Origin of the sequence: Bradyrhizobium rifense (genome assembly GCF_008123425.1) — a bacterium.
Lineage (GTDB): Bacteria > Pseudomonadota > Alphaproteobacteria > Rhizobiales > Xanthobacteraceae > Bradyrhizobium > Bradyrhizobium rifense.
Map to the genome: position 1 here is coordinate 39,270 of NZ_VSSS01000038.1, position 26,617 is coordinate 65,886.

20 protein-coding genes are annotated in these 26,617 nt (G+C 57.3%); 19 read left to right on the forward strand and 1 reads right to left on the reverse strand.

The annotated features are described in order from the left end of the window. The first annotated feature begins 14 nt into the window (after positions 1-14). The 16 genes from FXB40_RS24925 (at position 15) to FXB40_RS25000 (ending at position 21,444) form a co-directional block, all read left to right on the forward strand. Positions 15-932, forward strand: a complete 918-nt coding sequence (locus FXB40_RS24925) for a ribokinase (protein WP_148774918.1) — start codon at positions 15-17, stop codon at positions 930-932. A gap of 399 nt (positions 933-1,331) precedes the next feature. Continuing rightward, the gene (locus FXB40_RS24930) at positions 1,332-3,476 is read left to right on the forward strand and encodes an ADP-ribosylglycohydrolase family protein (protein WP_148774827.1); all 2,145 of its coding nucleotides are present in this window, start codon (positions 1,332-1,334) and stop codon (positions 3,474-3,476) included. Between the two features lie 964 nt (positions 3,477-4,440). After that, positions 4,441-5,643 carry a Tm-1-like ATP-binding domain-containing protein gene (locus FXB40_RS24935; RefSeq protein WP_148774828.1) on the forward strand — a complete coding sequence of 401 codons (1,203 nt, stop codon included), beginning with the start codon at positions 4,441-4,443 and terminating at the stop codon, positions 5,641-5,643. Further along, positions 5,640-6,491 carry a phosphoenolpyruvate hydrolase family protein gene (locus tag FXB40_RS24940; protein ID WP_148774829.1) on the forward strand — a complete coding sequence of 284 codons (852 nt, stop codon included), beginning with the start codon at positions 5,640-5,642 and terminating at the stop codon, positions 6,489-6,491. Before FXB40_RS24935 ends, FXB40_RS24940 begins: the two co-directional genes overlap by 4 nt. 21 nt (positions 6,492-6,512) lie before the next feature. After that, positions 6,513-7,139: a cupin domain-containing protein gene (locus FXB40_RS24945; protein ID WP_148774830.1), complete on the forward strand. Its 627-nt coding sequence runs from the start codon at positions 6,513-6,515 to the stop codon at positions 7,137-7,139. Positions 7,140-7,167: 28 nt separating this feature from the next. Next, positions 7,168-8,259: a Gfo/Idh/MocA family protein gene (locus FXB40_RS24950; protein WP_148774831.1), complete on the forward strand. Its 1,092-nt coding sequence runs from the start codon at positions 7,168-7,170 to the stop codon at positions 8,257-8,259. Between the two features lie 547 nt (positions 8,260-8,806). Continuing rightward, positions 8,807-9,808 carry a sterol desaturase family protein gene (locus FXB40_RS24955; protein WP_148774832.1) on the forward strand — a complete coding sequence of 334 codons (1,002 nt, stop codon included), beginning with the start codon at positions 8,807-8,809 and terminating at the stop codon, positions 9,806-9,808. Between the two features lie 157 nt (positions 9,809-9,965). Next, positions 9,966-10,286: a Rieske 2Fe-2S domain-containing protein gene (locus tag FXB40_RS24960; protein ID WP_148774833.1), complete on the forward strand. Its 321-nt coding sequence runs from the start codon at positions 9,966-9,968 to the stop codon at positions 10,284-10,286. Positions 10,287-10,347: 61 nt separating this feature from the next. Then, a complete protein-coding gene (locus FXB40_RS24965; protein WP_148774919.1) occupies positions 10,348-11,181 on the forward strand; it encodes a sugar phosphate isomerase/epimerase family protein in 834 nt (277 codons plus the stop codon). A 14-nt stretch (positions 11,182-11,195) separates the two neighbouring features. Then, entirely contained in the window at positions 11,196-12,431 is a 1,236-nt protein-coding gene (locus FXB40_RS24970) for an NAD(P)/FAD-dependent oxidoreductase (RefSeq protein ID WP_148774920.1), read from the forward strand. 131 nt (positions 12,432-12,562) lie between these two features. Then, complete coding sequence (locus FXB40_RS24975; protein WP_148774834.1) at positions 12,563-13,672, forward strand: S-(hydroxymethyl)glutathione dehydrogenase/class III alcohol dehydrogenase; 1,110 nt, start codon at positions 12,563-12,565, stop codon at positions 13,670-13,672. Positions 13,673-14,562: 890 nt separating this feature from the next. Then, on the forward strand, positions 14,563-15,657 hold the full coding sequence (locus FXB40_RS24980; RefSeq protein ID WP_148774835.1) for an ABC transporter ATP-binding protein: 1,095 nt from the start codon (positions 14,563-14,565) through the stop codon (positions 15,655-15,657). Positions 15,658-15,775: 118 nt separating this feature from the next. Next, positions 15,776-16,840: an ABC transporter substrate-binding protein gene (locus tag FXB40_RS24985; RefSeq protein WP_246207916.1), complete on the forward strand. Its 1,065-nt coding sequence runs from the start codon at positions 15,776-15,778 to the stop codon at positions 16,838-16,840. A 65-nt stretch (positions 16,841-16,905) separates the two neighbouring features. Continuing rightward, a complete protein-coding gene (locus tag FXB40_RS24990; RefSeq protein WP_148774836.1) occupies positions 16,906-18,156 on the forward strand; it encodes an ABC transporter permease in 1,251 nt (416 codons plus the stop codon). A 5-nt stretch (positions 18,157-18,161) separates the two neighbouring features. Further along, a complete protein-coding gene (locus FXB40_RS24995; RefSeq protein WP_148774837.1) occupies positions 18,162-18,992 on the forward strand; it encodes an ABC transporter permease in 831 nt (276 codons plus the stop codon). Between the two features lie 562 nt (positions 18,993-19,554). After that, on the forward strand, positions 19,555-21,444 hold the full coding sequence (locus FXB40_RS25000; protein WP_148774838.1) for a DUF6259 domain-containing protein: 1,890 nt from the start codon (positions 19,555-19,557) through the stop codon (positions 21,442-21,444). 187 nt (positions 21,445-21,631) lie between these two features. Here FXB40_RS25000 and FXB40_RS25005 read toward each other — a convergent pair whose 3' ends face one another. Further along, on the reverse strand, positions 21,632-23,053 hold the full coding sequence (locus tag FXB40_RS25005) for an FAD-binding oxidoreductase (protein ID WP_148774839.1): 1,422 nt from the start codon (positions 23,051-23,053) through the stop codon (positions 21,632-21,634). Positions 23,054-23,734: 681 nt separating this feature from the next. Between FXB40_RS25005 and dapA the strand changes: the two genes are divergently transcribed. The 3 genes from dapA (at position 23,735) to FXB40_RS25020 (ending at position 26,536) form a co-directional block, all read left to right on the forward strand. Beyond that, entirely contained in the window at positions 23,735-24,628 is an 894-nt protein-coding gene (gene dapA / locus FXB40_RS25010) for a 4-hydroxy-tetrahydrodipicolinate synthase (RefSeq protein ID WP_148774922.1), read from the forward strand. 121 nt (positions 24,629-24,749) lie between these two features. Next, complete coding sequence (locus FXB40_RS25015; RefSeq protein ID WP_148774840.1) at positions 24,750-25,310, forward strand: cupin domain-containing protein; 561 nt, start codon at positions 24,750-24,752, stop codon at positions 25,308-25,310. A 95-nt stretch (positions 25,311-25,405) separates the two neighbouring features. Beyond that, the gene (locus FXB40_RS25020; RefSeq protein ID WP_148774841.1) at positions 25,406-26,536 is read left to right on the forward strand and encodes a M20/M25/M40 family metallo-hydrolase; all 1,131 of its coding nucleotides are present in this window, start codon (positions 25,406-25,408) and stop codon (positions 26,534-26,536) included. Positions 26,537-26,617: the final 81 nt, after the last annotated feature.

The following is a 26,617-nucleotide window of genomic DNA, read 5'->3' on the forward strand; positions in this document are numbered from 1 at the left end:
CTCCGGGGTATCGCATGGGCGGCGTCTTCGTCGGCGGCAGCATCAACATGGATGTGGTGGCGAGGGCCGACCGGCATCCCAAAATCGGTGAGACCGTCGCCGGCAAGCAGGTGTTGTATTTCCCCGGCGGTAAAGGAGCCAATCAGGCCGTCGCGGCGGCGCGTCTTGGCGTCGGGACCACTCTGGTGGGCCGCGTCGGCAAGGACGCTTTCGGCGCTGAGCTCGCTGCCTTTCTGGCCAACCAGGGGATCGACCTCGGATATTTGCAGCAGACGAGTGAGGCTCATACCGGCACCGCGATCATCACGGTCGCCGAAGCCGATAACACCATTGTCGTCATCCCCGGCGCGAACGCGCTTCTCGGCCCCGAGGATGTCGGCGTCGTGCCTCTCGTCAAGGGAGATGTCGCCGTCAGTCAGTTCGAGATCCCACTGCCGACAATTTCGGCGTTCTTTCGCCGTGCGTGCATCGCGAAAGCAACAACGCTGCTCAACCCTGCTCCGGCGCAGACGTTCGACCGCGGACTTCTTGAGCTCGTCGACATTCTCGTGCTGAACGAAACTGAGCTTGGATTGCTGACCGCAACCGCGCTGTGCGACGCTACCGAGGTCGCCGGGATCGTTGAAGCGGCCCGCCGTATCCAGGTCGGCGCTGAGCAGATCATCTGTGTCACACTCGGCAGACGCGGTATCGTCGCGCTCGCCGGGCGCGAGGTGTTGATCGTGCAGGGGCGTATCGTGAAAGCGATCGACACGACGGGCGCCGGTGACTGCTTCGTCGGCTCGCTCGCCGCGCAGCTTGCCGATGCAGTTTCGTTGCGCGACGCGCTGGTGTTCGCCAATGCCGCCGCCTCGATTTCGGTGCAAAGGATGGGCGCAGGCCCGTCGATGCCGACTGCGGAAGAGGTCGCTGCCGTCCTCGCAGCCGGCTGATCAGGTCAGCGCGCGCTTGAGGTCGAAGCTCTCATGGCCAGCGTGGCACGCAAAAAGTCTCTCCGCCTGTCGGTGGTACAGTCGCCGACGTGCGGTCCAGGATCTATCGCCTTGCATTGGAAGGTTGGCTGACGCGGTCGAAAAATATGAACGGGCATTGAACCGCTTCGTAATCAGTATTACTGCAGGAGTTATAAGTAGATCGGTAAGAAGCAAGGATACTGACTCGCAGTCTCCAACCGGGCGCCATGCATAAGACGCCGGCCTTTTCTGAAGCAACGCGCGCGCACATTCTCCAAGCGGCAGGCGACGTTGATTGTCAGCCGACGCATAACAGCGAACAATTCAAGTACCACATCGGAAGCGCTCGTTGGTACAAGTACAATAAAGGGACAAACAATGATCGTCATTCCTCACGATTACGCTGAACGCGTATATGCGGGCGTAATAGGCAAGCTGATTGGGGTTTACCTCGGGCGACCCTTCGAGGGCTGGACCTACGAGCGAATTATGCAGCAGTTGGGCCCCATCAACTACTATGTGAATGAAAGGCGCGATGTCGCCCTCCTTTCGCATCAACTAGTCGTCACAGACGATGACTTGGCTGGAACCTTCGCGTTCCCTCGTGCGCTTGCCGACAACGGCTTCCCGCAGCGCCTCACATCGGAGCAGGTCGGACAGGCTTGGCTCAACTACATCGTGGAAGAGCGCTCTACGCTTTGGTGGGGCGGCATTGGGAATTCGACCGAGCATACCGCTTATCTTCGATTGAAGTCCGGTATTCCCGCGCCAAAGAGCGGCTCAATCGAACTGAACGGCAGAACCGTTGCCGAACAAATAGGTGCGCAAATTTTCATTGACGGCTGGGCGATGGTCAGTCCCGGCGATCCTGAGCAGGCGGCCTTTCTCGCTGAGCAGGCTGCGCGGGTTAGTCATGACGGTGAGGCTGTACACGCCGCGAAGTTGCTTGCAGCCATGGAAGCCCAAGCGTTTGTCGAAACGGACGTGCAAAAACTTATCGATGTGGGGCTCGACGTCTTGCCCGGAGACGCATTGATCCGCCGCGTCGTGGAAGATATCCGCAGCTGGCATGCCGCAGATACTCATCGCGACTGGCAGCGCACGCGGGCTCTTATTGCCCAGCGTTACGGCTATGACAAGTTCACGGGCGGCTGCCATATTGTCCCCAATCACGCGTTGATTATCCTTGCGACCCTTTATGGAGACCATAGCTTCCAGGAAGCGATGAGAATTGCGAATACGGCAGGCTGGGACACTGATTGCAACGCCGGAAATGTCGGTTGCCTTTTCGGAATTAGGACCGGGCTCGCTGGTCTTGACGCCGGCCCCGATTTGCGAACGCCGATTGCCGACCGTATTTATATCTCCTCCGCTGATGGAGGCGCCGCCATCACTGATGCAGTGATCGAAACGCGGGCCCTAGTCTCAGCCGGTTATGTGCTTGCCGGCGTCAAACCGCCACCTGCTTCGAAGAGCGGTGCACGATTTAGCTTTGAATTCCCTGGAAGCCTTCAAGGATTCCAGTGTGAGACCGGCTCAGCGGCTTTGGTGCATCCTGTTGAATTGAGGAACGTTTCGGGTCATAGCCGGGAAGGCACGCGCTGTCTTGCGATCGAATTTTCGCGCCTCGCCCGCGGCCGCGTTGCACGAGTGGGATCTGCGACGTTCTTCGGCAAGGATGTTTTCGCCATGCGGACCTACGAGCTGATGGCGAGCCCTACACTTTACTCTGGGCAGGCAATCGAATGCGGTGTTTCGGCTGACTCGAATAACACAGCGGCAATCGCGCTTCGCCTATTCATCAGCGCATTCAATCAATCCGACGAGCTTATGAGAATCTACGGAGAAACCATAGAGCTTGCACCTTCGGACGGACGTGTCATGCAATGGAAAGTTCCGGATACGGGAGGTTATCCGATTTACAATGTTGGCCTAGAGCTTGAAGCGACGAATTCGACTGGAGTAGATGGAGCCCTTTATCTGGATTACGTTCGCTGGGAAGGTGCACCTGATCTAACGTTGCGCCGTCCAGACGACGACAGCGTCATGTGGAAGCACGCGTGGGTAAATGACGCGAGCCATTTTCAGATCAGGTGGGAAGACGGCCTTCGCATCTCCAATAAAAGCGGTCTAGGTGCGATCTTTCAGGGATCGAGAGATTGGAAAGATTATTCCGTGGAGGCGGACATCAAGCCCCTCATTGGAGAGCAATGGGGTCTCGCCGCCCGAGTTCAGGGACGCGAAAGATATTACGCTCTGATGTTCGACAAGGGTGGGAAGATCTGTCTTGTGAGACGCTGTCATATTATAGAGGAAATTGCTAGCGTGCCGTTCGTCTGGAACCTTGACGAGACTTACATCTGCAGGCTAGAGGCGACCGGGAGTACACTCCGCGGCTATGTCGACGATAGGCTTGTCGTTCAGGCTGAAGACGCCGACCAAAGATTGTCGGGCGGCGGTGTAGGCCTACTGATTAACACAGGTTCGATCGTAAACCGCGAAGTTCGCATTCGGCCTCTCTGAGGTGATCGGAAACATGCGCAGCAAGAAGTTGAACGGTTCAAGCCTAGCTCGCGACCACTATCCAAGCTGATTCTAGTCCGCGACGAGCAGGCAATATCGAGGTGGTCGGCGGCCCACCTTGTTCTCACGGCAGTCTGGACCCGGGAAGTGTTATCCCCCGCCGGGGTCACTTCCCAATATGTTTTGCACGCAGGTCACTACATCAAGACCGTGCGCACGCGAGCGTCGGTCGGCGCGCGCGGTCTTCCGCGGCATTGGTCGATGACCACCTCTCCGAACGATTTTTAGTAACATTTTCCTACGCTTCCGAGCTGTTTGCGCCTGACTGATTTCCCAGCAGTTGCGCAGAGTTTCGAAAAGCCTGCAACTGCGAAGAGCTTCCTTGTCCGGCGGCCCCCTAGCAATTGCGGGCAGCTGACGTTGGATTCTTAGGCGAGATCGTTAAGCGCAGCGCGCACATGCATCGATGCTGACAAACGGCCGACCCGTCACAAGCCTGGCGCCGAGGGATGCCTCCAACGGCGACGGCTGGCGTGGCTGTTGCGCCGCGTCAGCCACGCTGTGGCGCGATGGCCGCATTCGGCGCCAAAGGACGTTCTGAAGGTCGTTGTCAAAGAGCCGAAAGCGCGTTGTCCCGTATGAGGACGGTCATGATGACGTCGGGTCCATGATGCGATCAGTCCACCCGCGCAAGCACTCCAAGGTAATACCGGTGTCAGGAGCTTGAGATGAGTAGACGGCGATTCTCAGCGATATGCGATGGAATCGCTGTTCACGCCATCCCTGCACAAAATCCTCGCATTGTCATGGTTAAACGCCGAGCTTCGGCCTGCAGAACCAAAAATCGAAGAGATTCGGCCTAATACACCGATAACTTGCCCGCGGATTATCTACGTCGATCACCCCCGACCGGACGCGCTCGAGGCAGATGTTCAAAAAGCCGTGCTTCGGGAAGGGGGAGGCAATGAATACAGTCTATGTAGTCGGTACTTGCGACACCAAAGAAAGCGAGTTGTGCTATCTCCGGAGCCTTGTTCGCGAAGCAGGCTGTCCTGTTCTTCTCGTCGATGTTTCGGTTTCGGCCAGTGGAAGCACGGCGCCGGACATAGACGTGCAGCCGGCGGAAGTGATGAGCTATCATCCGGCCCCTCCGAAAGCAGAGGAGCTCGCGGACCGCGGCAAGGCTGTTGCGGCAATGTCGGAAGCGCTGGTGAGGTTCATGCGGTCGCGCCAGGACGTGGGCGGCATCATCGGCGCCGGAGGTTCTGGCGGCACTGCATTAATCGCCCCTGCCATGCGAGCGCTGCCGATTGGCACGCCGAAAGTGCTGGTATCGACCGTCGCCTCTGGAAATGTAGGGCCTTACGTCGGGCCAAGCGACATAAGTATGATGTATTCCGTCACCGACGTATCGGGTCTGAACCGAATTTCTCGCGTCGTACTCGCCAACGCGGCTCACTCCGTGGCGGGAATGGTGCTCCACAAGCAAGATGCTATTGACGACGATAGGTTGGCAATCGGCTTGACGATGTTTGGTGTGACGACCCCGTGTGTTCAGGCTGTGACCCGAGCACTGGAGAAAAGATTCGATTGCCTTGTCTTTCATGCCACAGGAATTGGTGGGCAATCCTTCGAGAAGCTTGCCGACTCCGGGTTGTTGGCCGGCGGCATCGATGTAACGACTACCGAAGTCTGTGACTTTCTCGTGGGGGGCGTGTTTCCCTGTACTGCAGACCGGTTCGGTTCTTTCGCTCGAACTGGGATCCCCTATGTTGGTTCCTGCGGCGCGCTCGACATGGTCAACTTCGGTGCCCCAGAAACCATTCCTGTCAAGTTCCGCAACCGTCGGCTGTACGTGCACAATCCGCAGGTCACTCTGATGCGCACGACAGCTGACGAGTGCAACAGCATCGGTGAATGGATAGCAGAGCGACTTAATCGATGTGCAGGTCCGGTCCGCTTCCTGATCCCAGAGTTGGGAGTTTCGGCAATCGATGCGCTGGGCCAGCCCTTCCACGATCCCGACGCCGACGCCGCTCTGTTTTCTGCGCTTGAGCGCACTTTGCGTCGCACAGACAAGCGGCAATTGACGCGCGTTCCTCTCCACATCAACGATCCGCAATTCGCAGAATTGCTTGTTGCAAGCTTCCAAGAGGTCCTTCAGTGAGCACTGATACTAATCGCCCCGCTCGATCCGCGCTTCTCAGCCGCTTCAGAGAGATGATTCGAGCCGGAAGTCCGATCATCGGTGGAGGCGCGGGTACGGGCCTCTCGGCTAAGAGCGAAGAAGCCGGTGGTATCGATCTCATTGTCATCTACAATTCGGGCCGCTACCGCATGGCGGGGAGAGGTTCGCTTGCCGGCCTTCTCGCCTACGGAAATGCCAATCAAATCGTTCTTGAGATGGCTCGCGAGGTTCTGCCTGTTGTACAACGCACTCCAGTTCTCGCCGGCGTCAACGGCACAGATCCGTTCGTCACGATTCCAGACTTCTTGCGTCAACTGAAAGATCTCGGGTTTGCCGGTGTGCAAAACTTCCCAACAGTTGGGCTTATTGACGGTCTTTTTCGCCAGAATCTCGAAGAGACCGGAATGAGCTATTCGCAGGAGGTCGACATGATTGCAGAGGCCAACAAACTCGATCTGCTGACTACACCATATGTCTTCAGTCCCGACGATGCCGCCGCAATGACAAGGTCCGGCGCAGATATTCTCGTATGTCATATGGGGCTGACCAGTGGTGGAGTAATTGGGGCTAAATCAGGCAAGTCCTTAGAGGAAAGTATCGTTTTGATTAATCAGTGCATCAAGGCGGCGCGAGAGATTCGCGACGATATCATTATCCTTTGTCACGGTGGTCCAATCTCCGATCCGGACGATGCTCGCTCAGTCCTAGACGCTTGCACGGGATGCCACGGATTCTATGGCGCAAGCAGCATGGAGCGATTGCCTACCGAGCAGGCCATCAGGTCCCAGACGGTCGCGTTTAAGTCGATCCGCCGGAAAACGGCCTGACTTCGAATCGAGGGATAATGCATGTCGGTTTTCAGAAGCGGAGAGCAGCCGCCGGGTTGGTGCGAACTCAGTGGGTTCGAGTTGATCGAACTCACCGAACCCCGATCGATACCGTTCACGGCTCAAAAACAGCGTCTACTGGTTACCCGGGGAAAGTGCCGCTTAGCGGGTCGGAATGGAGCGCAGGTGATCTCAGAAGGCCAGTTCTGGGACATGGACAAGGCCAACGCTCCCTTTACAGTCGATGTCGGCGACGGCAAAGCACAGGTCATTATTTTCTTTGGTAAGTGGGGCACCGAGTTGGGCGGATGCGGCATTTTCAAGATGACCTCAAGCACGCCAGAGTGGGAAAAAGGCGATCCCGTTAGCTACCCCAAGTCGACAACTTTCGACTCCCATTATCATGATTGCGATGAATATTGGGTGATCATCGAAGGCGCGGGCACCGTTGTCGTTGGATCGCGCAGCTTCGAAGTTGCCGCGGGAGACTGCGTTCCCATCGGGATGGGTCATCATCATGATCTGCCGCAGGTCAGAGCCGATGTGAAGGGCGCTTACTTCGAGACAACCCTTGAGGGCCAGAAGCGGTTCGGACATCTTTGGGAACACAAGCACGGACCGGCAGAAGTTCGCACCGAACGAGTCTGATCCGGATTTCTTACAGGCGAATACACCGATGACCTATAAAGTCTTGCATGTCGGAGCTGGGGGGTTTGGCGCCTTTTGGTGTGACACATATCTTCCGGCAAATATAGCCGACGGGACTATTGAGATCGCCGGCCTGGTAGATATTGATTCCAAGGCGCTGGAAAGGAGCCGTAAGCACCTCGGCTTAAAACCGGAACAGTGTTTCACGTCCGCGGAAGAAGCGTTCCAAATGGTGAGCGCCGACTTCTGCTCCATTGTCATCCCTCCTGCTCTGCACGAGTCTATCGTCGATCTCGCCCTTGCTCGGGGGATGCATATCCTCTCTGAAAAGCCGATTGCGGACACAATGGAAGCGTCCGTCCGGATCGCCGCCAAGGTAAAGGCGTCTGGCCGCAAGATGGGGATTACCATGAGCCATCGTTTCGACCAGGATAAAACGACTTTGAAAGGCGTCGTGAGTGCGCAGGCACTCGGCCGGATCAACACGGTTTCGTGTCGCTTTGCCAGCGACATGAGGGTTCACGATACGTGGGGGCGTTTCCGGCACGAAATGGCACATCCCATGTTGATTGAGGGCGCCGTACATCACCTCGACATCATGGCGGATCTCGCGGGCGCATCCTGCACGTCGATTTTCTCGCGCACCTGGAAACCCGAATGGGCCGAATATAATGGTGATACCGACGCCTTAGTTCTTCTGGAGTTCGCCAACGGTGCTCGCGGTGTGTACGAGGCCTCGTCTGCACAGTCGACCGGTCTTAACGACTGGACCTCTGAATATTTCCGGGTGGAAGCGGCCGCCGGGACGGCCATTCTCGACCACCGCGAGGTCGAGGTGTTCCACCGGCAGCCCAAGCGAATTCGACAGACCAATCGGCAGGGGAAAGGGCAGCAGGTGTCGCTCCTTCCTGGCAAGAAGTGGCGAAATGCGCTTTTGATCGAGCAATTCTGCCAATGGCTTGATGGAGGCTCCCCAATGGCCACCAACATCGAGGATAACCTCCAGTCTGTAGCGATGGTCTTCTCCGCTATCGAGAGTGCGCGGATCGGGCAGCCTATTAGAGTGCAGGAGTTTCTTGAATCGTTTCAGGAGAGTACTGCGCTAGGCGCTGCAAAATAGCATTGCGCACAGTTGCCAAAATTGCGGCGCATGTTCTAGGCGGGATCAAATCGTTCTCAGCTTTCGGCAAGCCATCTGTGAGCGTTGCACGTCCGGGTGGCGCGAGATTCGGCACTGAACGCTCCTTAATTAAGTACCAATCGGCCATCGGACCGGAGTTAAGTGTGAAGGAACTTTCCTCCCTAAACCCGACGATTTGTTCAATGCGCTTCGTGAAAGTCGAAAACTGCTCGGGGTCAGACAGGCCAAAATCCGGCCACTTGGTTGCCCGCGAATTTCTAACGTTTAGCGCACGTTTTCGGCTGAATGAGTTCTCCTTTTAGAGTTTATCTGCTTCCAACTTGTGAGATTCTCCAACAGCTTTCGATGCACGCTCCGCTGGACGTCTTCCAGGCCGACGAGTGGCCGGGAAGATATAGCGTTCCGGAGCTCTCATGCATCGGCGTTGTCAAGCTGGAGCAGAGCATGGTGCGGCCTCGGAATGGCGTGAGACAGGCCTAGGTGGTCCGTCTGCCAACAATCAGCCCTGATACTAGTGGGGACAGAAGTGGACAATAAGGCGTACGGCGCCCGTGATAAACGGGGATATTGGAAACCCGCTAGGCGGCCGAAGCGAGCGCCGATTTTCGTCTGGCCTGCCCAACCCAAAGCGTTCTTGCTTTGGCTGTTTGGTTATCTGAAATATAACTCGCCTTACGTGCTGATCTCGCTCTTAACTTGGAAGTACCTGACACCTTCGCTGGCTACGATGCAGGAGTTCAGCGTGGACTGGATCTCCCTTATATTCCTGCGCAACGCCATCCTGACAATCGTGGTCTACGGCGGTTTCCATCTCGTACTCTATATTTGGCGCCGCCAGGAGACTGACTTCAAGTATAACGTCAAATGGCCCGATACAAGCAATTCAACGTTCCTGTTCGGAAGTCAGACGGCCGAGAATGTGTTGTGGACCATGTGCAGCGGTGTGCCCGTATGGACCGCGTACGAGGTGTTCACCTGGTGGATGTTCGCCAACGGCTACATTCCTTGCATCGACATTGGCGACCATCCACTCTATTTCGTGGTGCTGATGTCGCTCGTGCCCATGTGGCATTCTCTGCACTTCTACATGATTCATCGCCTGATCCACATTGGGCCGCTCTATCATATCGTTCACAAAGTTCATCATCACAATGTCAATCCGGGTCCTTGGTCGGGCCTTTCTATGCATACATTTGAGCACATTATTTATTTTTCCAGTGTGCTGATCCATTTCATTCTCCCGTCGAGCCCGCTGGCGGCGATGTTTCAACTGGTGCGCTCGGCGCTTTCGCCGGTGCTCGGGCATCTGGGCTTCGATCGAGTGATAAAAGACGAGAAGACGTCGATCGATACCGACAATTACTATCATTATCTGCACCATAGATACTTCGAAGTGAATTACGGTGCCGATTTGATGATCCCCTTGGATGAGTGGTTCGGTACTGCACACGATGGGACGACCGAAGCCGATCAGGCTATGTACGAGCGCATCAAAGCGAAGAAGTACACCCGTGGCGGATCACGTTGATGCCGACAAATTTGGGCGGTCGGCCACGTTCCATTCCGTCCAATCGTTCTGGGAGCATGGGATCAGCTTTGCTAGCCACCATCGGAAGGGACGTTAAGTGCGTTTGGCCTAAGCCGTTCTAAGTGTTGGTGTCTGTAGCCGATGAAAGGAAACTATCTTGACCAACGGACTCGAGTGGGTAGCGGCTTGCGATGCCGATGCGTTGCAGCCTGAGGAGCTGCGTCGATTCGACTACGGCGGGCGCACCTTCGTTATTGTCCGATCATCAGAGGGCGACTACTTCGCCCTCGACGGTCACTGCTCCCATGAAAAGGTTCATCTCGCGGACGGTATTGTCGATGGTCACATCATCGAATGCCCGAAGCACTTTGGCACTTTTGATTATCGAACCGGCGAGGCGCGAGCCCTTCCGGCATGTGTCGACTTACGTCGCTACGAAGTCAAGATCGACGGAAACGAAGTCTTTATAAGGCTTTGAGGCATCGGGAGCCACCAGCGTGTCAAAGCAGCGCCTGATCGTGATGCAATCGTTATGGGCGATGGAGCGCCGCCACCCCGAGGGCATCGAACGCTCGATTGAGCAGAACGTGTCAATGATAAAGGACGCAGGGTTCGATGGTGTTAGCACCTCTTGCGTCGATCCTACCCGAGTAGCCCTAGTCGCGCGTGCGTTGGAAAGTACCGGGCTCGCGGTAGAGGGGATGTGCTTTCCGCAAACAATCGATGATCTAAAAGCGGCAATCGATCTGGCCGCGCAACTGGGGGTCCTGCACCTCAACGTGCAGCCGGACGTCCGTCCCCGCCGAGTTGCGGAATGCATCCCTCTTCTCGAAGGATGGATCAAAGTTGCGGAGGACGCTCGCATACCGATCTACTTCGAGACGCATCGCAACAGGATGACAACGGACCTCCTGTTTACCCTCGATCTCCTAGAGCAAGTTCCTTCAATGCGCATTTTGGCCGACCTCTCTCACGTCCTGGTGGGGCGGGAGTTTTGGTGCCCGATGTCTGACGAGGACGAAGGACTCGTGCGACAGGTGCTCGAAAGGACTTGGGCATTTCATGGGCGGGTTGGCTCCCGCGAGCAGGTACAAGTTGAGATTACTTTCTCCCAGCACAAGATTTGGCTCGATCTGTTCCTGGGATGGTGGCGCTACGGCTTTGCAAGTTGGCGAAAGCGGGCCGCTCCTGATGGAATTCTCTCTTTTGCGTGTGAACTGGGCCCGCGGCCTTATGCGATCACTGACCGTTATGGCAACGACACCACCGACCGCTGGAAGGAAGCTCTTCTAATGAAGTCCATGGTGCGGGATATATTCGAACGGACAGCCTCCGATGAGCAGCCTGGTGTTGAAGACGGTTTGCTCACTTGACCAACCAGCCGTCAATGGTGATCGTCGGGGCGGGCGAGGCTGGCACGGCTGCAGCGGTGGCGCTTCGGGAGCGAGGCTGGCGGAGCCTCATCGTTCTTATAGGCAACGAAAAATGCTTGCCATATGAACGACCGCCGCTCTCAAAGGCGACCTTGACCGAGGAGACAAATCCTGGACCAAAGATGCTCGTTACGCATGAGCGTCTAGCGGAGCTCGGAATCTTGTATCTCGAAGGGACGAGCGTCGAATCGATCGATCGCGCAGCACACGCGGTCATACTTTCTGGCGGGACTCGGCTGGGCTATGAACGACTGCTGTTGGCCACGGGCGCCCGTCCGCGAATAATGAACAAGACGGTCGAGCCAAAAAGCAGAATTACGACGCTACGTACCTACGCGGACGCGGTGGCGATCCGAAGCACCCTCGGTCCTCAATGCAAGGTACTTGTCATTGGCGGCGGCTTCATTGGGCTCGAAGTTGCGGCCAGCGCGGTGACTAAAGGCGCGTCGGTGACAGTGTTGGAGGCCGGACCGCGGCTGCTGATGCGGGCAGTGCCCGCGCTCATGGCTGACCTGATCAGAGCCAAGCACGAGCGATCCGGCGTTCGGATCGTGACCGGCGCAAACGTCAAGTGTATCGATGTCAATGAAAGCTGCTCAGCTGTGTTCCTCGAAGACGGTCGCAAGCACTTCGCTAACATTGTGCTAGTTGGGATTGGTGCCGTCCCGAATGTCGAGCTGGCACAGGCGGCAGGACTCGCGACCGACAATGGCATAATGCTCGACGAAACATTGGCTACCTCCGATCCTGATATCTTTGCAGCCGGGGACTGCTGCTCGTTTCCGCATCGCCTCTACGGGGAGCGGATCAGGCTTGAGGCATGGCGTAACGCTCGGGAGCAGGGCGCCGCTGCTGCAGCCAATATGCTAGGTGCGGAGCGCCCCTATATTAAAGTGCCGTGGTTTTGGTCTGATCAGTACGACGAGACTCTCCAGATCGCTGGCCTCTTTCGCGAACAAGATGCGCTCATACCCAGGGTTCTTGGGCCGAGGGGGCAACTCCTATTCTGCTTGGCCGCCGACGGACGCTTGGTGGCCGCCGCTGGCTTTGGCAGCCTCGGTGCGATCGCGAAGGAAGTACGCTTCGCTGAGGGCATGATCGCTCAGGGCTTCGCTCCAAAACCTGAGGCGCTTGCGAATCCAAGCATCAGTCTCAAGCTTCTCTCCAGTCAGCATCGCAGCTCGCTTTGATCTAAAACAGCCTGACAGCAACAAATTCGAGCTCACGGACTAGTCAACCAAATTGCACGCGCGCGAAACAGAACCGTTGTCACCTGTGCGGAACGTTTCTTGCGTCTCAAAATTCGAAGCAGGATACCACAATGAAGACACGTGCCGCCGTCGCTTTCGAAGCCAAGAAGCCGCTCGAGATCGTCGAAGTCGATCTGGAAGGGCCGAAGGCCGGCGAAGTCCTGGTCGAGATCAAGGCAACGGGCATCTGCCATACCGACGCCTACACGCTCGACGGTTTCGACAGCGAGGGCATCTTCCCCTCGATCCTGGGCCATGAGGGCGCCGGCATCATCCGCGAGATCGGCGCTGGCGTGACCTCGGTGAAGCCGGGCGATCACGTCATTCCGCTCTACACGCCGGAATGCCGGCAGTGCAAAAGCTGCCTCAGCCAGAAGACCAATCTCTGCACCGCAATCCGCGCCACGCAGGGCAAGGGCGTGATGCCGGACGGCACCAGCCGCTTCTCCTACAAGGGCAAGCCGATCTACCATTATATGGGCTGCTCGACCTTCTCCAACTTCACGGTACTGCCGGAGATCGCGGTGGCGAAGATCCGCGAGGACGCGCCCTTCGACAAGAGCTGCTACATCGGCTGCGGCGTCACGACCGGCGTCGGCGCCGTCGTCAACACCGCCAAGGTCGAGCCGGGCTCCAACGTGGTCGTGTTCGGCCTCGGCGGCATCGGCCTCAACGTGATCCAGGGCGCCAAGATGGCCGGCGCCGACAAGATCATCGGCGTCGACATCAACGACTCCAAGGAGGAATGGGGCCGCAGGTTCGGCATGACCGATTTCGTCAATCCCAAGAAGATCACCGGCGACATCGTCCCGCATCTCGTGAGCCTCACCGACGGTGGCGCCGACTACACTTTCGACTGCACCGGCAACACCACGGTGATGCGCCAGGCATTGGAAGCCTGTCATCGCGGCTGGGGCACCTCGATCGTCATCGGCGTCGCGGAATCCGGCAAGGAGATCGCGACACGTCCGTTCCAGCTCGTCACCGGCCGCAACTGGCGCGGAACTGCATTCGGCGGCGCCCGCGGCCGGACCGACGTGCCGAAGATCGTCGACTGGTACATGAACGGGAAGATTCAGATCGACCCCATGATCACGCACGTACTGAAGCTCGAGGAGATCAATAAGGGCTTCGACCTCATGCATGAGGGCAAATCGATCCGTTCCGTCGTCGTCTATTGACGCAGAAATGGATAAACACCTCCGACCCGCAATCTTGAGCGGCTTGCGAAATTATAGATTGATTGTCCGGCGAAAGTGTTGCGCTGCGAGCGCGAGGAGTTGAGAGGTTTGACATCGCTCGAAGGTTAAAGTCACCTTGAATATCGTTGGCAGCCACGGCGATTCGACATCAAGACAATGCTTGGGCACAATGTTGCGCGTGATGAGCGAACCCCAGCGTTTAGATCCCAAGATGTAGTCGTTCACCAATTAGCGCTGATAACAATTGAGTCCGACCAGGGCATGTCATTGATGAACTGAATTGATCACCAGCTCTGGGCCGGTCTAACGGCGCCACATCCCGTAATGAACGGAGATCGAGATCAGCGCAGGCAAAATACTGGAAGGAGCCGCGACTTCGTCGTGTAGATCAGGCCAGACCAGTCGTGGCCAGACCATGCGCCATCGTCACTTAATCGAGCGAGTGGAGACATCGCTGGCCCGGCGGGGAAGGCGACTGAGTACGACATCCTGTATCGTCAGCCCCTGCGGCGTCTGCTGGCAATAGTTTGGGACGGACTGTCTTGTTCCTACTACGCTGGTGACTCAAAACATTGCTAGTCCGCCTAGTAGCGCAGAATTTCTCCGCAATACGGCTTAAGATCGAAGAATCTCCCCGTTCCGACCTAATATGTTTTGTTAAAAGATAAACACAATGCGGCCGCAAATCCGCAAAGGCGCACGTGGGAGGGGAATTGAAACACCAACTGCTTGACCGTGAATATGCCGTGGGCTGGAGCTTTTCCACGGTTCGACCGGGCGTTCAAATTGCAAATCGCCAAATGGCACGTGGTGGTCTGGTGGTCTGCGCGCGTAGCGGCAGGTAATAGCGCGAGATCAAGGAGAGGGTAATGCTAGGCACTCAGGCTGCGTTTGTGAAGTTTTCTGAGGTGCAAAAGACGTATGATGGTGAGACGTTAGTCGTCAAGAACCTCAACCTGGATATCGCGCAAGGCGAGTTCCTCACTATGCTGGGGCCGTCTGGCTCCGGCAAGACGACAACTCTGATGATGCTCGCCGGCTTTGAGATGCCTACTCAAGGTTGGATTCTTCTGGAGGGACGCGCGATCGAGACGACGCCCCCGCACAAGCGCAACATCGGTATGGTTTTCCAGAACTATGCGCTCTTTCCTCACATGACCGTGGAAGAAAATCTCGCGTTTCCGCTCAAGGTTCGGAAGCTCGGCAGGGCTGAGATCGAAATTAAGATCCGGCGGGCGCTCGACATGGTCAGGCTCGGTACCTACGCCAAGAGGCGGCCAGCTCAACTATCGGGTGGGCAGCAGCAGCGCGTAGCACTCGCCCGCGCGCTCGTATTCGATCCCAAGCTCGTGCTGATGGACGAGCCGCTCGGGGCGTTGGACAAGCAGCTCCGGGAACAGATGCAGCTGGAGATCAAGCATATCCACGAGGATCTTGGTGTCACTGTAATCTACGTGACACACGACCAGAGCGAGGCCCTGACGATGTCGGACCGCATAGCCGTGTTCAACGACGGCGTCATCCAGCAGCTTGCCACCCCCGCCGAACTGTACGAGCGCCCGCAGAATGCCTTTGTCGCTCAGTTCATCGGCGAAAACAACCAACTGACCGGCAAAGTCATTGCGATGGATGGTGGGGTCTGCACGGTGGACGTTCCGGGGTTGGGCAATGTTCAGGCGCTGCCCATCAATGTTGAGGGTGTCGATCGGCCAACCACGTTGTCTCTGCGGCCGGAGCGCGTAAAGCTGAACCCGGTGCCGGGGTCTTATTCGAACATCGTAAGCGCGCACGTTAAGGAGCTGATCTACCTCGGCGACCATGTGCGCATCCGGGCCTCGGTTGCGCAACAAGACGATTTCGTCGTCAAGTTGCCGAATTCGGAAGGTGTGGCGCAGGTTGGGCCCGGAGAGCTGATCAGGCTCGGCTGGAAAACTGAAGACTGTCGAGCGCTCGACAGGCTGTAAGGTCAAACCGGCCCATCTCCCAACACGTATAGAGCAGCCCATCACAACAGGATGGGCCGAGCCTCAGAACCACATTCCCCAATCCACCCGGGGACAGCATAGCAGGAGAGAGTGAAACATGAGTAAGGCATTGAGGATCACGGGCGCTTGGTCTGTGATGGCGCTCGTAGCAGGGGCCCTTCCATTGGCTCAGCCCGTCCTTGCCAGCGATCAGCTTACCATCACCAGCTTCGGCGGTGCTGGACAGATGGCGACGCGAAAGGGGCAAATCGAGCCTTTCGCTAAGAAGACCGGCATTAAGATCACTGAGGACGAGTACGGCGGCGAGGTCTCGAAAATTCGCGCCATGGTCGAATCCAAAAGCGTGAGCTGGGACTTAGTTGTCGCTGATGCAACGGCGGCATCCCAGATGTGCGCCGAAGGGATCATCGAGCGGATTGACTGGAACAAGCTCGGTCTCGATCGGGCGAAGTTTGTAGGTGCAGACCAGCAAGATTGCGGCGTTCCAGAAAATCTTTATGCGACGGTTCTCGCCTACGACAAGGATACGCTGCCGACCGGGCCGACGACCATCGCGGACCTGTTTGACCTGCGGCGTTTTCCTGGTAAGCGCGGACTTTATAAGAGGCCCTTCGGCAATATTGAATGGGCACTCATTGCGGATGGGGTGCCGATCAAGGACGTCTACAAAGTCCTGCGCACCCCCGCCGGTATCGAGCGCGCCTTTAACAAGCTTGATACCATCAAAAAGAATGTCGTTTGGTGGGAGACGGGCGCCCAAGCGCCTCAGCTTCTCGCTGATCGTCAGGTCGTGATGACTTCGGCTTGGAACGGTCGGATTTACGACGCGGTCAAGAATTCGGGCAAGCACTTCCAGATCATGTGGCACGCACAAGAGCTGGGCCTGAATGTCTGGGTCATGCCAAAGGGCGGACAACACCTGGACACCGCTTATAAATTTCTGACGTTCGCCGTCTCGCCAGCCCAACAGGCGGAACCGACGCGTTATATGGCGTATGGTCCGGCCAACAAGGAAGCGAATGCGCATGTCGACCCGGCGATACTTCCGGACCTTCCAAGCGCGCCTGACCATATGGCAGGCGCCCTCCTGGTAGACACCTCGTTCTGGGCTGAGAATGGTGACGAATTGCGTCAGCGTTTCACGGCCTGGCTTGTAAAGTAAGACAACGGCGAGGAGGGCATGCGCTCTCCTCGCCACATCAACGAATAACTCAGAGAGAGTAGCCGATGGCGACGATGGCCGCCCAGATCACCGGTAGTGCCGATCGCGTACCGCTGCGGCTCAAGCTTCAGCGTGTCGAACGTCGTCGCAAGCTTAAAGCTTTCCTTCTAGTCCTACCGCTCCTGCTGTTCATCTTGACTACCTTCGTTCTGCCGATCGGACGAATGATATTCAACGCTGTTCACGAAGATACGCTGCTGAGACTGATGCCGCGCACGATGTCGGAGCTCAGAGGATGGGACGGCAAAGACTTACCCGACGAGGGCGTCTATGCCGCGCTCGCGGCCGACCTGAAGCAGTCCTGGGCCGATAAGACCGCGGCCGAGATCGGCAAGCGTATGAACTACGAACTGCCCGGCACCCGCAGCAAGGTTACCTCAAGCGCCCGCAAGGTCAGCACCCTTTCCACCGACACCTATAAGGACGCCCTGATCGAGATCGACCCACTCTGGGCACGCCACGAGGTCTGGAGTCTTCTGAAGCGTGGAAGCTCCGCCTACACAGCGTATTATCTCTTACGCTCCGTCGATTTGCAGTACGGGCCGGATAGTCAGATCGTCGCCTCGCCACCAGAGAACGCAATCTTCCGTCACATCTTTTTGCTTACGCTCGGCATAAGCATCAGCGTGACGTTCGCTACCCTCGTTCTAGGCTTTCCCGTCGCCTACCTTCTCGCGTCATTACCGGCCAAGTACAGCAATCTCCTAATGATCATGGTCGTGCTGCCGTTCTGGACCTCCGTGCTGGTACGCACTACCGCCTGGGTCGTACTTCTGCAGCAGCATGGACTTGTCAACGAGGCGTTGATGGCGCTGCACATCCTTTCTCAACCTGCCGAACTCATATTCAACCGGGTCGGAACGATCGTGGCAATGACCCATATACAGCTGCCGTTCACGCTTCTGCCAATCTACAGCGTGATGAAGACGATCTCGCCAACTTACGTTCGCGCCGCCCGCTCACTTGGCGCGGGGCCATTCTACGCCTTCTGGAAGATCTATTTCCCGCAGACGCTGCCAGGGATGGCTGCTGGGTGCCTACTGACGTTTATCCTCTGCCTCGGCTACTACATCACACCCGCTCTTGTCGGCGGCCCGCAGGACCAGATGGTCAGCTATTTCGTCGCCCACTACACTAACGAGGAACTCAACTGGGGAATGGCCTCTGCCCTGGGCGCTATCCTTCTGACGGCTACCCTGATCCTCTATTATGTCTTCAACAAGCTAGTCGGCACCGACCGCATGAAATTAGGTTGAGAACGATGTCTACTCTTGCCTATGCTTCTCCACTGGAGAAAGCTTGGTACTATCTGCACCGGCTGTTCTGCGGGGCAGTGCTGCTGTTTCTCATTGCGCCGATTCTCGTCACCTTCCCATTGTCGTTCAATTCTGTGCCGTTCTTCAGCTATCCCATGCCTGGCTTTTCGTTACGCTGGTACGAGGAATTTTTCCTGACCGACCGATGGCAGTACGCGCTGCAAAATTCGATCATCGTCGCGGTCACGGTAACGTTGCTATCCACCGCATTGGGAACCGCCGCCGCACTCGGTCTGAGTCGACCAAACTTTCCATGGCGCACCACGGTAATGAGCCTACTAATCTCGCCCATGATCGTTCCGGCCGTGATTACCGCAGTAGGAGTCTATTTTTTCTATGCCGACGTTGGGCTGCTAAACAGCTATACCGGATTGATCCTGGCGCATACGAGCATCGCCACGCCCTTCGTCGTCATCATCGTGACCGCGACTTTAAGCGGCTTCGACGACTCGCTGGCGCGCGCGGCCGCCAGCCTCGGTGCTGCACCAATGACCGTGTTTTTCAAAGTGACGCTGCCCTTGATCATGCCCGGCATGATTTCGGGCGCGCTCTTCGCCTTTCTCTCCTCTTTTGACGAGGTAGTGATCGCTCTTTTTGTGGCCGGAGCAGAGCAGCGTACCTTGCCCAAAGTTATGTTCTCAGGCATACGCGAGGAAATCAGTCCCACTATCATTGCCGCTGCTACCGTTTTGACATTGATATCGATTGTAGTACTTGCCGCAGCAGAACTTCTGCGCAGGCGGTCTGAGCGACTTCGGGGCCTTCGCAGCAGCTGAGATCTATCTCTTTCCTAGCCAAGCGCTTGTGCTTCCAGTGCTCCCAATACCCCGATTAGCCGATGCCGCGGCGCCGATCGCGAGCTACTTCAGGAATGAACATTCGCGGCAAGACCCTCAAATTGGTCCACCTTGAGCGCGAGAGCGGCCCATCTACTATTAGCCGCTTGCTAGGTGCTCATTTTGGGCCCTGCGCACGAAAACCCCCGATTGACTTGGATTTACATCGGGTCGTCGGAAAGCCCGGCTAATCCGTTTAGCTTGAGATTCAATCCCCACCGGACGAGAGCTGAAAACGATGACACGATGCGAAGGTGCGGCAGCCCACTGGCTGCGAGCAGGAGATCTAGCGGTAGCCATCAGCATCGAAACCGGAGCCGTGACCGGAATGCGGCACGGAGAATGGAGCCTGCTAGACCGCACCGAGCTCGGCCGATCCTTCCGTTTGCTGGTGCCCTTGCCCGACCGACGCTCAAACTATGTCGAGGGCTGGCAGCAAGACGACCCCACTAGCTCGATAACCGACGACGGTCGTACCGTAATCTGTTCGTGGGATGGCGTCGTGGACGACCACGGCAACAGACACCCTATTAACGTGCAGACAAGGATCACTGCGCACGAAGACCGGATTGTCTTTGCTGTCGCACTGAACAACAAGAGCGACCACGTTATCGAGAATGTGTACTTCCCTGAACTTGGTGACATCCAGCCGCCGCCAAGCGGCCACTTGGATTATTTTGCATACTCGTACGCCACGGGAAGACGCTCCAGCATCTGGCCAAATTTCAAAAGCGATGCGCACCGTTGGACGACGCTCGGGATAGGCTACTGGAGTCACAGCCACCCCTTCAGTCTCGGCGGCAGTATTCCCACGGTCCCATGGATCCTCCTTGAGGATGGCGCGATGGGCGTCTACGTCGGAGTGGACGAGCCGTCCGTCGAACTGGTGACGTGGTTGGCCGAGCTCACTCCAGGTTACGGTGACTCGCTCGACGCGGAAACACCGTCGGGTGCACGTGCGTCCGAGACCGCCGCGCATACGGTCGCGGTGCGGTTCGCAGCGGTCCACGTACCCTACATTGGGCCCGGTGAGCACCGTGCCCTGACGCCAATTGCCATGGCGGCGTATAAGGGCGACTGGCATGCTGGTGTCGACCGCTACAAGCAGCGCCGTGCCGCGTGGGGTTTGGATACCGCGCTTGCGCCGAGTTGGGCCTCCGAGCCGCATTCTTGGCTTCAACTATGTCTTAAAACAGGAGAGGGGCAACGGCGTCGGGTCAGTTTCGCACAGCTGCCCGAAATTGCCGCGGAGTGCGCCAAGCACGGAGTCGCCGCGATCCAGCTCAGCGGCTGGCAGGAAGGCGGCATGGATCAGAGCTACCCTTCATGCGACCCTGACCAGGAACTCGGCGGGAGTGAGGCGCTGCGCACTGCGATTGCGCGCTGTCAGCAACTCGGGGTGAAAATCGTGCTATTTACCGAATTCATCAAGGCAGACCGCTCCACAGAGTGGTTCCACCGCGTACTTGCTAACGAAGCTGTCAAGGACCCGTATGGCGACTATTACATGCACCCGGGTTACCGTTTCGACACGATCACGCAATTGCTGGATATCAACACCAAACGGCTAGTCCCGATGTGCTTCCTGAGCGAGCGGTACTTGCAGATTTGTCAGGAGGAATTCGCCAAGATTGTACTTCTGAATGCCGACGGCATCCTACATGACCAGGCGTGGAGTCACGTGCCGGCGCTTGTATGCTTCGACGGTTCCCACAACCATCGGCGTGCTGCGCCGGTATCAGCGAACGATCGCGAGATTGTTACTAGATTCCGCAAGGAATGCGGGGTTGGCGATAACTTCCTATTCGCCTGCGAGGCGCCCTACGACTGGCAGCTGGATGCATACCAGCTCGGTTATCACAGGAGCGAACATCCGAACCATTCGCCCGTGAGCCGCTATCTTAGGCCCGACGCTATCTTGATGACGGCAGTTACCGGCTTCGACGACCGTAACATGATCAACCAATGCCTGCTCTACCGCTACGTGATCAGCTATGAGCCGTTCAATTTCCAAGGCCGTCTCTCTGACGCGTTGAATACCGTTGCTTATGGTGCACGAATGGATCAGCTTCGGACCGAACTCCGTGAATGGGTGTGGGATGCCACCTTCATCGATACAGTGGGCGTCGACGTGCGTAGATCGGACGGCAGCCGACACCATCCGTACTCCGCCTTTCGGCACCGGGATGGTCAGATTGCGGTGGTGGTAAGTAACTTCTCCGGCCAGCAGACCGATAAGCTCTCAGTGATCGTCGACGGTCAACCTACGCCCCTGCGGTACCGGCTTGTCGACGATCCCAGGTGGCGCCGCGTTGACAGCAACCTAGCCATCCCACCGCGGTCGGCTGCCGTTCTCATCCCAATCACCGCATCCGTCGCCCTCGCCGACTGATGCCGTCACCCACGATCGCGGCTACTCGCCGAACCTTGATCCTCTCGGCTGGGGCGCTCTGAATGGATCTTCCAAGATGAACTGCCTTTCGGCCCGCTTGTCGCCAACGGTCAGCCTTTGGCAACTGAACTGCTACGATTTCGAATACGAGCACGCTCTGGTTTCAGCCTTGCTCTGGGTAGCCGCATTAGCGCTGCGGGTGCGCGTGACCGTTACTGCAGCCTGAGCGGTCTGTTGGCGCGATGCAGATTATCCTTTCCGGGTTCAGTATACCATGGGGATCTAGTGTCTTCTTGAGGCGCCGCATCAAGTTCAGCTCTTCCGGGTTGCGGGAGTATGATAGGTATTCGCGCTTAAGCAGACCAATGCCGTGTTCGGCAGATATGGAGCCGCGATGGTTGCGTACACCATCATACACTATGGTATTGATGCGGTGCTTCTCGGCCGCATCGACTTGCCCGGCGGAAACGCAAAGATGAATATTGCTGTCCGCGATATGGCCGAAAACGGAGACGTGAATACTCGGAAACTCAGCTGCCAGCGCTGTAGTCACCTCCTGCGCATATAAGTCGAGCGATCCGATCGGCAGGCTGACATCGTATTCGATCAGCTTTGGCAAGGTACCCAATGAGAGCCCTTCGCGCACCTTCCAGAACTTTTCGCGTTCCTTCTCGGACTTGGCAATCAACGCATCCGCTATCAGCCCTTCCTCAAACATTGTCGCGAGGAATTCCTCGAGATTTACAGCCTCGCCAGACTGCTCAATAATGATCAGAAAGGGGTATTCAGTCTCAAACGCTCTGAACTCCTCCGCCTTAGAGCTGAAGCGGAAGAACGCTCCCCACATCAACTCGAAGGCCGAGAGACCCATCAGCTTACCCGCGTTGCGGAGCAAGAGTAGTACATCCTCATAGCTCCGCAAACCGCACAACGCCGTTGCTCGACAAGCTGGCAGTGACTTCAGCTTCAACACTGCGCGTGTTATGATGCCGAGGGTTCCCTCGGACCCGATGAAAAGCTGCTTAAGGTCATACCCAGTATTATTCTTCTGCATGCGATTAAGCGAGGAGATCACCGTTCCGTCTGCTAGCACCGCCTCAAGCCCTAATACGTTGTCGCGCGTCATACCATGATTGATGACACGGACACCGCCCGCGTTGGTCGCAAGATTGCCGCCGATCTGGCACGAACCCCGCGCGCCGAGATCGATCGGAAGGAGAAAGCCGGAATCCTCTGCTGCTTTCTGTGCATCCTCCAGGATAGTTCCCGCTCGTACCGTCATGGTCGCGGCGTTGCTGTCGATCTCCTCAACACCGGCAAATAGATCCATCGCGATGACAACATCTTCGCACTCGGGATTAGCGCCCCCTGCCAATCCCGTCATGCCGCCCTGGACGACGACCGAGCTGCGGTGCGCATTGCAGATCCGCAACGCGCTTGACACGTCCTGGACGCTGCGAGGGCGAATGTAGATCATCGGCAGATGGTGCCCCGTGCGGCTTCGATCACTCATTGCCTTCGCTGGTATTCGCCCGCCGGTCAGAACGAGCTGATCGCCGAGCGCTTGCTGTAAGGCGCCTAGAAGCTTTGCATCATTCGCCCGATTCATCGTCTTCACTCCGCGGAACGATGGCGGCCAACGGAGCAAAGCCCCCATTTCCTGCCGTACAACGAGAGACGACATGCCACTCGACTGGCTGCAGGGTGGCAACATGGCAGCAAATCCTTTGCCGTCATCTTCCTCCTCCAAGGCTGCCGCCGCCGCGAACCCGCTCCCGAGAATACACAATAGCGAATGCCACACTGCCGGTTCTGAGCGAAAACGCGTGTTGCGCGCAGAATTCCTGCAATTCCTTGTTCCAATCCTGCGGGACCGTCGCAATGTGGGGGCACAGCGTAAACTAGCCCTCGCTCCTGCAACGGTGAACGGGAGCCAATTGCAACAACCAAGCAGGCATTTCGAATGAAGTGGATGTCCCAGCCGGCGGGCTCCGCACCCGGGAGCAGCTCTGTATGCTCGTTCGCAATCGGTCAGCGGGCAACGCATTGACTCATCCCGGGCGCCGGTGAGAAGTGAACGTCGATCAGAATCTTCATGGAAAGCCGTGGAGCGCTGAAATTAAGCGCGTTTGGTGGCATTGTCGGTGGAATCGATATGGGCGCGTCTTTATTGTGCCAGTCGAACGTTGATCCCGGCGCGGAGAGCATATCCACGGGCACCGTAGGAGTTCGAGCAAACTCTTGATGTCCGGCGAAAGACGGGTGCATAGCCAGCGAAAAAGAGATGCAGATGATAGAAAAGGCGCGCTTTCGAGGATGCTTTACTGCTCTGGTTACGCCTTTTGCTGAGAGCGGCGCTCTGGACGAGGAGAGGTTTCGGAACCTTGTAGAATGGCAGATTGCGCAGGGGATCCATGGTTTGGTGCCCGTCGGCACGACTGGCGAGAGCCCTACTCTCTCTCACAAAGAGCACCACCAGATCGTTCAATGGTGCGTAGACCAGGCGAGAGGGCGCGTGCCCATAATCGCTGGTGCCGGCTCTAACTCCACGTCCGAAGCAATAGACCTCGCCAGGCACGCAGAGAGGGTCGGCGCAGACGCCGTGTTGATCGTTACTCCTTACTATAACAGACCAACTCAGGATGGTCTTTTTCAGCACTACAAGGCGATCAATGATGCAATCGGAATCCCTATAATCATCTACAACATCCCCGGTCGATGCGCTGTCGACATGTCACTGGAGACAATGACCCGGCTTTCCGAATTGAAGAACATCGCTGGGGTAAAAGATGCGACCAACGATATGGGCCGCGTGTCGCAGCAGCGGGCCGCAATGGGACGAAACTTTATTCAATTCTCTGGTGAAAATATCACCGCTCTCGGCTTTATGGCTCATGGTGGCCACGGTTGGATTTCCGTGACATCGAACGTCGCTCCGCGCCTTTGTGCCGACTTCCAAAACGCGTGCCTGGCTGGCGACTACAGGACAGCGCTCGAACTACAAGACGGGCTCGCGCCTTTGCACACTAGTCTATTCATTGAAAGCAACCCAGCGCCGGTCAAACATGCGCTGTCGCTGATCGGAAAGTGTTTGCCGACTGTGAGATTGCCGTTGGTGCCCGTAGGAGGAGATACGAAGGCTGAAATCGTCGCGGCCATGGCGCACGTCAGTCTGATAAGTTGACAGCCACGGTGAGTATCGAATGGATTCGAAGCGACACGAAGTTACAAACGAGTCTCAACTGATTGAACGTCTTCCGCGCGTTAGGAGGAACTGGCACCTTGCAGGTGGACGGACCGGAAATATGCCCGAAGGCGTCAACGAAAATGTCGGGGCACGTTTGCGCGAAATTAGGCAGCGCAATCGGATGTCTCAGAGGGCATTGGCGAAAAAGGCGGGCGTCGTCAATTCAACTATCTCGTTGATAGAGGCTGGACATTCTAATCCCTCGGTGGGGGCCTTGAAACGCATTTTAGATGCCATTCCGATCAGCTTGGCGGAATTTTTCTGCCTGACGGAGCAGGGCAGGGACCAGATCTTCTTTGGAAAGAAGGAATTCACCGAGATCGGGAAGGGAGGAATTTCCTATCTCCAGATTGGAAAGAATAGGGTAGGACGTTCAATCCAGATTCTGAAGGAAACATACCGTCCTGGATCGGATACTGGAAAAGTGCGGCTCGTTCATGCCGGCGAGGACCGGGGAATTGTAATAAGTGGGCGCTTGGAGGTGACAGTCGAAGATCAGAGCCGTGTGCTAAGCCCTGGCGACGGGTATTATTTCTCCAGCAGTCTACCCCATCGATTCAGGTGCGTCGGGGACGAGCCCTGCGAGGTGGTAAGCGCCTGTTCGCCTCCATCGTTCTGACCGGTCGTGCATCGTCTGAATAGCCTATAGCACCGAAACATGAGTTGTGGATGCTGTCTTGATCAGACGCCCAAACAACGGAAGGAAATAGTCTCGTGAACATAGCCAATCTTCCTTTTGACTCTGAGGTGATGCTGCAGGAGCTGCGCGCCTGGGTGGAGTGCGAAAGCCCGACATGGGACGTAACTGCAGTCGAACGTATGCTCGATCTCGCAGCTCGGGAGATGGCCGTAATCGGCGCGACGATCGAGCGCATCGCCGGGCGCCAGGGTTTTGGCGGCATTGTCCGTGCGCGCTTTCCGCATCCTAAGCAAGGCGGCCCGGGCATTTTGATTGCCGGACACTTGGACACCGTGCACCCCGTCGGCACTATCGACAAGCTTGCATGGCGCCGTGAGGGCAACAAGTGCTACGGGCCTGGCATTTTTGACATGAAGGGCGGAAATTATCTCTCACTGGAAGCGATCAGGCAGTTGATCCGCGCATCATTCACCACACCGCTGCCGATCACGGTGCTGTTCACTCCGGACGAGGAAGTGGGCACGCCTTCCACGCGGGACATCATTGAGGCGGAGGCCGCCCGGAACAAATACGTGCTGGTACCCGAGCCGGGACGCACCGACAACGGTGTGGTCACGGGGCGCTATGCGATCGCGCGCTTCAATCTCGAAGCCACGGGGCGGCCAAGCCATGCGGGCGCGACGCTGTCTTCGGGCCGCTCGGCGATCCGTGAGATGGCGCGGCAGATCCTGGCGATCGAAGCCATGACGACGGACGATTGCACGTTCTCCGTAGGGGTCGTACATGGGGGACAGTGGGTGAATTGCGTCGCCACGACGGCCACCGGCGAAGCGCTTTCTATGGCGAAGCGCCAACCCGATCTCGACCGCTGCGTCGAGAGAATGCTGGCGCTATCGGGCACCACGAATGATGTCGCCTTCAAGGTGACACGGGGGGTAACCCGGCCGGTGTGGGAGCCTGATGCGGGAACGATGGCGCTCTATGAAAAGGCGCGCGGCATTGCCTGGTCCCTAGGAAGTGATCTGCCGCATGTGAGCGCCGGCGGCGGCTCGGACGGCAACTTCACCGGGGCCTTGCGCATCCCGACTCTCGACGGCCTCGGCGCGCGTGGCGGAAACGCTCACACGCTCGAGGAGTTTATCGAAGTAAACAGCCTGGCGGAGCGCGGCCGTCTGATGGCGGGACTGCTCGGTACGCTGGACTGACTCCAGCCTCGCCCAGCCGATATGAGTTTGGCGTTGTTGTAGATGAGGCTGTTCGCCGTAGAGCGGCTCGTCCAAGCCAAT